The organism is Coleofasciculus sp. C1-SOL-03 (assembly GCF_040220555.1).
In the GTDB taxonomy this organism is placed as follows: Bacteria; Cyanobacteriota; Cyanobacteriia; order Cyanobacteriales; family Coleofasciculaceae; genus Coleofasciculus.
On sequence record NZ_JAVJUO010000184.1, the window covers coordinates 1 to 10,942 of the forward strand.

9 protein-coding genes and 1 tRNA gene are annotated in these 10,942 nt (G+C 48.0%); 8 read left to right on the forward strand and 2 right to left on the reverse strand.

The window, feature by feature from the left end:
• On the reverse strand, positions 1 to 300 hold a 300-nt coding region (locus RIE73_RS28505; RefSeq protein ID WP_446401266.1), incomplete at its 3' end, for an IS607 family transposase.
• Positions 301 to 688: 388 nt separating this feature from the next.
• On the opposite strand from RIE73_RS28505, the gene RIE73_RS28510 reads away from it, so the two are divergent.
• Together RIE73_RS28510 and RIE73_RS28515 are read left to right on the forward strand one after the other, a co-directional pair.
• Positions 689 to 1,873, forward strand: coding sequence for an NAD(P)H-quinone oxidoreductase subunit H (locus tag RIE73_RS28510; RefSeq protein ID WP_446404378.1), 1,185 nt, complete (start codon positions 689 to 691; stop codon positions 1,871 to 1,873).
• A 220-nt stretch (positions 1,874 to 2,093) separates the two neighbouring features.
• Positions 2,094 to 3,332: an SUMF1/EgtB/PvdO family nonheme iron enzyme gene (locus tag RIE73_RS28515; RefSeq protein WP_446404385.1), complete on the forward strand. Its 1,239-nt coding sequence runs from the start codon at positions 2,094 to 2,096 to the stop codon at positions 3,330 to 3,332.
• A 418-nt stretch (positions 3,333 to 3,750) separates the two neighbouring features.
• Here RIE73_RS28515 and RIE73_RS28520 read toward each other — a convergent pair whose 3' ends face one another.
• Entirely contained in the window at positions 3,751 to 3,978 is a 228-nt protein-coding gene (locus RIE73_RS28520; protein ID WP_446404379.1) for a hypothetical protein, read from the reverse strand.
• Positions 3,979 to 4,228: 250 nt separating this feature from the next.
• Here RIE73_RS28520 and RIE73_RS28525 point away from each other — a divergent pair, with 250 nt between their 5' ends.
• The 6 genes from RIE73_RS28525 to RIE73_RS28550 form a co-directional block, all read left to right on the forward strand.
• On the forward strand, positions 4,229 to 4,864 hold the full coding sequence (locus RIE73_RS28525; protein ID WP_446404380.1) for a hypothetical protein: 636 nt from the start codon (positions 4,229 to 4,231) through the stop codon (positions 4,862 to 4,864).
• A 327-nt stretch (positions 4,865 to 5,191) separates the two neighbouring features.
• A complete protein-coding gene (locus RIE73_RS28530) occupies positions 5,192 to 5,482 on the forward strand; it encodes a GIY-YIG nuclease family protein (protein ID WP_446404381.1) in 291 nt (96 codons plus the stop codon).
• Positions 5,483 to 5,897: 415 nt separating this feature from the next.
• Positions 5,898 to 8,750 (forward strand): NACHT domain-containing protein, encoded by a 2,853-nt coding sequence (locus RIE73_RS28535; RefSeq protein ID WP_446404382.1) that lies wholly within the window; start codon positions 5,898 to 5,900, stop codon positions 8,748 to 8,750.
• Between the two features lie 290 nt (positions 8,751 to 9,040).
• A tRNA-Ala gene (locus tag RIE73_RS28540) sits at positions 9,041 to 9,113 on the forward strand.
• Between the two features lie 53 nt (positions 9,114 to 9,166).
• On the forward strand, positions 9,167 to 9,298 hold the full coding sequence (locus RIE73_RS28545; RefSeq protein ID WP_446404383.1) for a hypothetical protein: 132 nt from the start codon (positions 9,167 to 9,169) through the stop codon (positions 9,296 to 9,298).
• Between the two features lie 18 nt (positions 9,299 to 9,316).
• Positions 9,317 to 10,942: type IIL restriction-modification enzyme MmeI (locus tag RIE73_RS28550; protein ID WP_446404384.1), on the forward strand; the 1,626-nt coding region annotated here is incomplete at its 3' end.

The following is a 10,942-nucleotide window of genomic DNA, read 5'->3' on the forward strand; positions in this document are numbered from 1 at the left end:
GTTCATGCCACTACCGAGATCTTGAATAATCTCAAATTCCCATCCCTGTTTGGCACAGTAGCTTTCCAAGACTAAAACCTGTCTATTTAGATCGTCTTTTTGGTCATGACTAGATACTCTGGCATAACCAACGGTTAATTCATTACCCGATTTATTACCAATTAAATCAGCAATATCGTATCGACGATGACCACCAGCCGTCCGAGAAGATCGAATTTTACCGTTGAGTTCCCATCGGTGCAAAGTTTTGACCGTCACACCTAGTAGAGTAGCTGCTTCTTGGGGAGTTAAACTAGACATTGCCTGATTATATCATAAAAAATGTCTAGTTATGTCACTAATTGTCTAGATATATAGACCAACCTGCATCAGAAATGGTGAATAGGTTTAGCTTTGACTTTGAACTCGAAAACTATCATGTCCACTTTGATCCTATGCCCGCAACAATAGCATAAAACTTATAAACTGGCAAGAGTGAAACAGAATGATGGTTAACCTCGTGGGGTTCCCCACTGTTTAGCTTTACCCCTCACCGAGGTAGAATATCAAAAATGAAGAGCATCAATGGAGGGCATCCAATCCTCCCTTTTGATTCGCTATCCATCCTCACCGATCCCGTCGGGTAGGGGATTGCGCGATTTTTGTTAAAGCGTCATCGCTAAGAGTTGGGCAAACCAAACACATCACTATGGCACAAATCGAAACCAGAACCGACCCAATGGTTCTCAACTTGGGTCCTCACCATCCGTCCATGCACGGCGTTCTCCGCTTAATCGTCACGTTAGACGGGGAGGATGTGATTGATTGTGAACCAGTTATCGGCTACCTGCATCGCGGTATGGAGAAAATAGCCGAGAACCGCACAAATATTATGTATGTCCCCTACGTGAGTCGGTGGGATTATGCAGCGGGAATGTTTAACGAAGCGATTACCGTTAACGCCCCAGAACAGTTAGCGGATATTGAAGTACCCAAACGCGCCAGCTATATCCGCGTGATTATGCTGGAGTTGAATCGCATCGCTAATCACCTGTTGTGGTTAGGACCCTTTCTGGCTGATGTGGGGGCGCAAACGCCTTTCTTCTACATCTTCCGGGAACGGGAATTAATTTACGACTTGTGGGAAGCCGCCAGCGGACAACGCCTGATTAATAATAATTACTTCCGGATTGGTGGGGTAGCGGTTGATCTTCCTTATGGGTGGGTTGACAAATGTGAAGACTTCTGCGACTATTTTGACCCGAAAGTCGATGAGTATGAACGCCTAATTACCAACAACCCCATCTTCCGCCGTCGTGTTGAAGGGGTGGGTACGATTACCCGTGACGAAGCAATTAACTGGGGGCTGTCGGGTCCAATGTTGCGGGGGTCCGGCGTGAAGTGGGACTTGCGGAAAGTTGACCACTACGAATGTTATGACGACTTTGATTGGGATATCCATTGGGAAACCGCTGGGGATTGTCTCGCCCGGTATTTAGTTCGGATTCGGGAAATGCGGGAATCCCTGAAAATTATTCGTCAGGCATTAAAAGGATTACCGGGTGGTCCTTACGAAAATCTGGAAGCCAAACGCATGGCGGAAGGAAAGAAATCTAAGTGGAATGATTTTGATTACCAGTTTAGTGGTAAGAGAATTCCGCCAACCTTTAAGATTCCCCAGGGTGAACACTATGTTCGCTTGGAAAGTGGAAAGGGAGAATTGGGCATTTTCATTATTGGGGATGATAATATCTTTCCCTGGCGTTGGAAGATTCGTCCACCGGATTTCAACAATTTGCAAATTGTCCCCCATATTTTGCGGGGAGTGAAAGTGGCAGATATTATGGCAATTCTCGGTAGTGTTGACGTAATCATGGGTTCAGTAGACCGCTGATTGGGTTATAGATACTGGGAGGAAGTGGCACATTACTGGATGTGCCACTTTTTTTATGATAGTTATGTTTCCATTAACGTTGAGCTATTCCCTACGACTCTTGCTTGTGAACCCGATTCACTGGACACTAGAAAAGTTGTGCCAAAACTCGTCCAGTTGAGGGGAGAAAATTGTGACGTTTACATCAGTTCATGCTTGTCGAAAAAGCATCCGTCAAAAGATGGAAAAATGCCGCCTGGGTACGTTAGTTCTCGTCGAAGGGATTGACGAAACCCGATTTTACCGACAAGCGCATTCGGATTTTAGTCCCGTGGGTTGGCATTTGGGTCATATTGCGTTTACGGAAGCGTATTGGATTCTAGAACGCTATGCTGGCTTAAAACCCCTATTTCCAGAGTATCATCGGCTTTTTGCGGCGGATGGTTTACCGAAGTGCGATCGCCAAAAGTTACCGTCCTTGGCAGAAATTCAAGATTATCTGGATATCGTCAGAACCCAAGTCTTTGACTATCTGGAAATTGCCCCCCTAGATCACCAAGAACGTTTATGGCGATGGTTAGTTCAGCACGAGAGTCAACATGCTGAAACGATTGCTTTTATCTTGCAATTACACCGCTTATCTGCTAAGAATAACACCCTTTGCCAAACCGGACGCACGCCTACGTCATTTGTCTTAGATGATCCGTTTGCCAAAGGAGAAATGAGTCCGGATAAAGGACAGATGATTAAAATTCCGGCGGGTGAGTTTGTCATGGGAAGCGACGAGATTGATGCTATGGATAACGAACGTCCATGCGATCGCGTTTTTTTAGATACCTACTGGATTGATCGCTACCCGGTTACCTGTCATCAGTATCGCGCTTTTATTGAAGCGGGGGGATATCAAAATCATCAGTGGTGGTCTGTGGAAGGATGGAAATGGTTGCAGGATAATCCTGTCGCCTATCCCCTCTATTGGTCAGATGAACCTTTTTGGGATAATCATCCGGTTTATGGGGTGAGTTGGTATGAAGCCGAGGCTTATGCTAATTTTGTCGGCAAGCGATTACCCAGTGAAGCGGAATGGGAAAAAGCGGCGAGTTGGGATGTACAAAAGGGGTGTCATCACATCTATCCCTGGGGTGATACGGAACCGACATCTTATTTTTGTAATCACGATAATACGGTAGGACATACGACTCCGGTTCATGCTTATCCCCAAGGGCAAAGTGCATCAGGTTGTTATGACATGTTGGGGAATGTTTGGGAATGGACAGCGAGTTGGTTTGATGGATACAAAGGGTTTGTCAGTTATCCTTATCGCGGCTATTCTCAAGCCTATTTTGATGGCGAACATCGGGTTTTGCGCGGCGGTAGTTGGACAACTCGTCCGTGGGCGATGCGCTGTAGTTTCCGCAATTGGTATTATCCCAGTGTGCGTCAGATTTTGGCTGGGTTTCGCTGTGCGGTGGATGGATAATTAGGGGCTGCTGAATAAGTGGTGTGGTGAGGGGGAGCGGGGGGAGCCAATGTAGAGACGTGCCATGGCACGTCTGGAAGCTGGGGGAGCGACAGATGCTCCGGGCGGGTTTTGAATTAACGTTATCATCAATAGCGAAACAGAATTCCCTAAACCCGCCCCTACAGACGCGATGCACGAAATGTCTTTAACCCGAAAATCTATTGTTTCTATTGTTAAACCTTTGACCGATTAACGGTTTCTACTATTAATCACTGCCGCAAAAAGTAGATAAAGCGACAGATGCTCCGGGCGGGTTTTGAATTGACGTTATCATCAATAGCGAAACAGAATTCCCTAAACCCGCCCCTACAGACGCGATGCACGAAATGTCTTTAACCCGAAAATCTATTGTTTTTATTGTTAAACCTTTGACCGATTAACGGTTTCTACTATTAATCACTGCCGCAAAAAGTAGATAAAGTACGCCAAAGGAAATGGCAACTTCTTCAGCCCATTTCGAGCCATAGATTCTATACCAATTATCGAAACTTCTTAAAATACGCAAGATTGTCTCTATGCCCCAATCCAGAAGTTGAAACCCAATATAAATTAATGCAGCTACTCCTAAGGCTTGGATAAAAGCATTTTTGAATAAATCATTCATGGCATTTTGTTAATATATAGGCGATTTTATTATAACTGAGATAATATAGCATCGGCAATAATCTTAAGTGACTGGCAGGTGACCAATAAACTTAATTATGGGATTGGCTCAAGCTTCTATGCGATCGCTAAATTTAATTCGGTATATTTTTATACGTTTAATTCCGTAGATCCGAGTCGAGTGATAGAGGCAGGTTAGACTTGATAGAGAAAGCCTAAACACTTTTCGCTGCTGAAGGGAGGTCATAAAAATGGATGAAGTTGTCAAAAAAATTGCGGCGTTGGGATTACCTGGGGTGATTCTGGTGGTGACGATGGCGGCGACAGGGTTGACAGGGGCGGCGGCGATCACGGCGGCTTTAGCATTGCTGGGGGGTCCGGCGGGAATGTTAGGTGGAATTGCGGTTTTGGGGTTGACAGGATTGATTACCGATGCGTTAGCTGAGGTGGGGCTTGAGGATTTACTCACGGCGATTTATTGTCAGCGACGTCAGAGTGAACCGCATGGGAAGTTGATTGAGGAGATTGAAGCGCTGTCGCTATTTGATGGGGATATTAAGGATAGGTTAAAAGCGACGGTAACCGATGGGTGTGGTTGTTATACGGTAGTGGAGGCTGATGCAACGGATGCGACTCAAGAGGCGATCGCCATTTTAGAACGGGTTCCGGGTATGACTCCTGCACATCACCGGGATTTTAAACAGTCTCATCCGATTATTCGACTCAGAGATGGTGCAGCGGTGAGAACCTGGAAAAATCCCTTGGGCGTTGATCATGTTTTTGTGGCGGATAGTAATGACAGGATGGTTTATGGGGGGTATGTGGGCTGGATTCACAGTGAAGGGTTGAATGGGGCGATCGCCCAAATTAGACGAGAGTTGACTTAACCTTTATTTTTATCATCTTTTATCTCAAGTGAATTGAGGTAGATGCTGAAACATTTGCAGAGATTCTTCACTCCGCTTCGCTACGTTCAGAATGACACTAATACAGCGCTTTCCTCTGCTATGAGGTACAACATCAATCTAGCAGTTTGAGGGATAGCGGGCTAATACTGTACTCCATAAGAGCGCGAAGCGCTGTATATTGATATAACAATGTCATGCTGAGTGGAGTCCGTAGCGAAGCGAAGGAACGGAACGAAGCATCTCATTACTCAGTTCAAGAGGGAGAGTTTTCACGTCGCCCAAAATTTACTAACTCAATAAAACAAGGTGAATACGTATTACGTCTACATAATGACGAATCGTTCAAAGACGCTTTATACTGGCGTAACAAATGATTTATATCGTCGCGTGTACGAAAATAAACAAAAGTTGATTCCTGGATTTACACAAAAATATAATATCAATCAACTCGTTTATTATCAGGAAACTTCAGATATCAGGGAAGCAATCGCCCGTGAAAAGCAAATTAAAGGGTGGTTGCGTGCTAAAAAGATTGCTTTGATTGAATCGGCAAATCCTCAATGGCGTGATTTGAGTGCGGATTGGTTTGAGATGTAGTGCTATATGTTCGCGACATATTGGCACATAGTCTTCGTTGCGCGATCGCTCTCCTGAGAATGACACGATTCGGCTTAAAATAGGTTAGGCTTTGCTATTCACTTCCTTTGGGGGTAGAGTCGGCTTGGAAGCAACACGTTTGTAGGGATTCTTCATTCCGCTTCACTCCATTCAGAATGACATAACGGGGTTCAGGGATGAAAACCTGGAATCGTAACGGATATAATTATAGGATCATAGTATAGCGATCAGCTTTGAGTCGTGAGTTAAGACAATCCAGAATCAAGGCGATCGCAACATAGCCCTGACTCCACCCAGATTCGTTCGTTCGTAGTCGGCACGAAGCGTGCCATCAAGTCAGTGCTATGGCTTTTCCGATTGATTCAAAAACGCTTTAATCAACAGGGGTAAGATTATGATTAGTTCTCAAGATACCCACACCGAGGACACTCGCCCACTGAACCGTGATCCAAAAATCGAATCGGTTTGCCGATTCCTAGAGGATATCGAATCTCATTTTAAATATAAAACCCTTTTACATACCCAACACCCGATTCCCCGTAAATCCCTCTATATCCCGATTCAAGTTACCCGTGAACGCAATTATCGCCATGAGGTGGAAACCTTTTGGGGATACGCCGAATCGGAAGCTGAACTGAAACGCGCTTATGCGATCAAAAATCGCGATGTAGAAGCCAAACGCTATCGGGTTCCCTGGGAACAGGCAAAGAAAAATTATCAACGCTTGATGGTTTTGGCTGATCCGGGAATGGGCAAAAGTGCGCTATTGCGCCGGGAAGCCGCATTGACAGCAGCAGGGGAACGGCAAAAATTGGTGGATGCCAAAATTAGCGTCGAGGATGTGGTTTTTCCCCTATTTATCCGCTTAGTGGATTTGTATGAAGCCGCAGATGATATCGCCGTGGCGATCGCATCCCTGGTTCAACGGGATTATCCCACAACCTGGGCGGATATTCAACCCTGGTTACAGGCAAAATTGCGTCAGGGGAAATGTCTGTTGTTGTTCAATGCCTTGGATGAAGTTCCCAAACGCGATCGCAATGCCTTAGCCGCTAAACTGAACCAATTCCTGGAAACCCATCCCTGTCCGATTATTTGTACCTCTCGCCTTGTCGGTTACGGTGGCGCGTTTATTAATGGGGCAAAGGAAGTGGAAATTATTCCACTGAGTCAACCCCAGATTGAACAGTTTATTCACGCCTGGTTTCAACATGGCACTCATGAAACGAAAGAAGGGATTTCCGCCGACAGCTTAATTGAACAACTGCGACAAAATCCCCAACTGCGTGGCTTGGCACAAAATCCTCGTCTTCTCTATTTACTGTGCAGCTTATATTATGAGCAAGTTCTCACCTTACCCGCCCGTCGTGGTCAAATTTATCAGAAAACCGTCGAGTATCTCCTGAGTCAATGGACGCAGCATCGGGGGTCAGATAGTGGGGTGAAAATCCGCTTATTGGAAGATCTCGCCTATCAGTTTACCTGTCAAGGGCAAGAGGTGTTTGATTCCCAAGAACTAAAACAGGAAATCGCCAACGCCCTAGAACAGGATCAGGGGTTAGAACCCTTACGCCAACAAACCCCCGCCCAACTGCTAGTACAACTGTCTGGAGAACAGGGGATTCTGCACCGATTGACCAAAGAAGGCGATCGCTATGTGTTTATTCACCGGATTACTCAGGATTATTTAACCGCCTGTTATTTGCGACGGGTGCTTCAAGAGAATCCTAGTCAGGGGATGGCGTTGGTGAAAGCCCATTTGTGGAATTATGACTGGCATCAAAGCATCAGTCTACTGGCGGGATTGATGGATGATCCGATTCCGCTACTCAAAGCCATTACTCAGGAAAAAGATGATATCTTCTCGACCTTACTCCTGTTAACTGGACGAGCGATCGCCGAATGTGATCAATTGTCTCATCCCTTAATCACTGAGGTGATTGACCATATTTATGACTTGTGGCACCATTATCCCTTCGTCGGCTTCATTGCTTCTACCGTTGTCGCCTTGGGGCAAACCAATACCCAGATGGCAGACAAATTAGAGCAGGAATTGGATGAGAAACACTATTATACCCGCAAAGATTTCGTCGCCGCGTTAATTGCCGCCCTAGGTCAAATTGGCAGTTCTTCCGCCGTCGCTACGTTAATTAAAGCCCTAAATCAAGGACCCTGGTATGTGCGCGGTGAAGCGGCGACTGCCTTGGGTTATATTGGCGATGCCGAAACCGTGAAAGCTTTAATCCCCGCCCTCCGGGATGAGGATAGCGTGGTGCGGGGTGAAGCAGCGGCGGCGATGGGGCGAATTGGTACATCGGCGGCGATACAGGCGTTAATTGTTGCCCTCCATGATACTGATAGTTATGTGCGGGGGGAAGCGGCGATGGCGTTGGCGCAAATTGGCACACCAGAAGCCTTGCAGGAATTGGTTAAGGTGCTGAATCACCCGGATAGCTTTGTCCGCTGGCAAGCCAGTGGTGCGATTCACCTGGAAAATCCCACGGTAGTGCAGGCGTTAACCCAAGCCCTGAACCATCCCCAGAATCAGATTCGCGAAGAAGCGGCGATGGTATTGGGGAAAATTGCCACAAAGGAAACCCTAGAGGCGTTAATTCCAGCGTTGCAAGATGCTGATCCGGTGGTGCGAGAGGAAGCGGCGGAAGCCTTGGCGCGTTCCGGGAATCCCCAGACGTTAGAGGTGTTAATTCCGGCGTTAGAGGATACTGATCCGGTGGTGCGTCAGGAAGCAGCGGCGGCGTTAGGGCGAATGGGAACAACTCCCGCGTTAACGGCGTTAATCCCGGTGTTGACGGATCAGGATAAACGGGTGCGAAAACAGGCGATTGAGTCATTGGGAAGAATTGGGACGCCGACGGCATTACAGGCGTTAATTCCTTTATTAAAGGATCAAGATGGCGATATCCGAGGCGCAACGGCGACAGCCTTGGGACGTATTGGCACTGCACCCGCATTGCAGGCATTAATGCCCTTGTTGAAGGATAATGATTGGTTTGTCCGGGAGCAAGCGGCTATGGCATTAAGTCGGATTGGCACGCCGCAGACGTTGGAGGCGTTATTGCAATTCCCGATCACCGAGATTGAACGCCCGGAAATCTTGACCTTGATTCGCACGTTAGCGGTGCGGTTTAGTCGGGAGAAGTCGCCGTTGGTGCCGGTGTATCCAGAGTTGGTGGGAGCCATGGGGGGATTCCGGCGGTTGGGACGGAAGTTAAGTGGGAAGCGATGAAAATTTGGTCAGGGCGGGTTTAGTTCGATGGGTGTGAGGTCAAAAACGCGAATCATACAACCCGCCCCTGCCTGATCACCCTCAAACCCTTACTGTTCCCTGTTCCCTGTTCCCTGTTCCCTGTTCCCTGTTCCCTGTTCCCTGTTCCCTACATCTCAACCGTTAACTTTAATTGTGTCCACCTACTTATTAGGTAGGCAATGATGGAACGAGAAGCAGGAGAGGGTTGCTTGGCATCGGAGACGGCGATCGCTCAGGTGAGCTGCTACAGTATGCTAGACTAGGAGTCCGGGGAATTAGCTCAGTTGGTAGAGCGCTGCGATCGCACCGCAGAGGCCACCGGTTCAAATCCGGTATTCTCCATTTTTGTCGATTGCCACATTATTTGTCATTTAAATCATTGACGCAAAACTTCAGTGAAAGTTGTAGGGGCGTTGGTTGCCCGATCAAAAGCCGATACCGTCGGAGTAAAATACTCAATGGAAGAGTTGCAGATCGGTGGCGATGATGGTCGTTTGTATCCCAATTGGCGAGAATTGAACTCCTGAGTGATTGAGCGTTAGAGCATGAATGCAGTCGAAATCGAAGAAGCCGTTTCCCAACTCGCTGAAGCTCCCTTTGACCCAGAGGAGTTTCCCTTTGCCTTCCTCGAAGCGTTTGGGAATAAATCAACGACGATTAAACGGCTCAAGAGTAAGCGCAACAGTACCAATCAGTCTGACCTTGGTGGGGTTCTCCAGCGCAACAATATCCACATTAAGGTTTGCTCAGAAGGGGAAGTAACAGCAACCCTGACGGCTTTGCGGGAGAGTCCAGCGACTGCTAAACAAAAGGCAAAGTTTATCTTAGCGACGGATGGCAAAAGCTTGGAGGCGGAGAACTTAGCTGATGGAGAAACGATTGTCTGTGACTATCCTGAGTTTCATAACCATTTTGGTTTCTTTTTACCGTTGGCGGGGATTACGACGGTTAAGCAAATTCGGGAAAATGCCTTTGATATTAAGGCGACAGGGCGACTCAATAAACTCTATGTGGAACTGCTCAATGAGAACCCCGACTGGGATACCGCAGAGCGTCGGGAGGAACTCAATCATTTTATGGCGCGGCTCATCTTCTGCTTTTTCGCCGAGGATACGAATATTTTTTACAGTAACAACCTATTCACCGATACCATCGCGCAGATGAGTGCGGGGGATTCGTCGAATACCCATGAGGTGCTAGAGGAGCTATTTCGGGCAATGGCAACCCCCCCGAAGCAACGGGAAAAGGCAGGAATCCGCAACTGGGCGAATGGCTTTCCCTATGTGAATGGGGGGCTGTTTAGCCCCCATCCCCCCACTACTTCTCCGGCTCCCCTCTCCCAGATTGGGAGAGGGGTTGGGGGTGAGGGTAATAGTTTAGGACAATACCCCCATCCCCTAGCCCCTTCCCCCAAGCAGGGGGAAGGGGGACAGAAACAATACTGGGAAATTTCCCCAGCCCTTAAAAAGAAAATGACCGAGGTTGCCCGTCAATTTCGCAAAGAACCAACTCCGAGTGAGAAAATCCTCTGGCAAGCTCTGCGTGGACGCAAACTAGAAGGAAGAAAATTTCGACGACAACAGCCTATTGGCGCATTTATTGTTGATTTCTTTTGTGGAGCAGAACGGCTGATTGTGGAGGTTGATGGAGGTATCCATCAATCACAGCAAGAGGCAGACCAACAGCGTCAGGAGTTGTTAGAGTCGTTAGGACTCAAGGTTGTTCGGGTTTCGAGTAAGTTGGTGGAGACGAATTTAGCGGAAGCTTTGGCAGTCGTGCGTCAGGGGTTTAGCCCCCATCCCCTAACCCCTTCCCCCAAGCAGGGGGAAGGGGGACAAGACACTCCGACTCCCCTCTCACCGGGTGGGTGTGGGGGGGGGGGTGCGGGTAATAGTTTAGGAAAATACCCCCATCCCCTAGCCCCTTCCCCCAAGCAGGGGGAAGGGGGACAAGATACTCCGACTCCCCTCTCACCCGGTGGGAGAGGGGCTGGGGGTGAGGGAGATAGTGCCAGTAATGCCCCCCATCCCCTAGCCCTTTCCCCCAAGCAGGGGGAAGGGGGACAAGATACTCCGACTCCCCTCTCACCCGGTGGGAGAGGGGCTGGGGGTGAGGGAGTTAGGGACCGGATGGGTAGCCGAAGAGCTGGGACTTACACCCTTCAGGGGGGC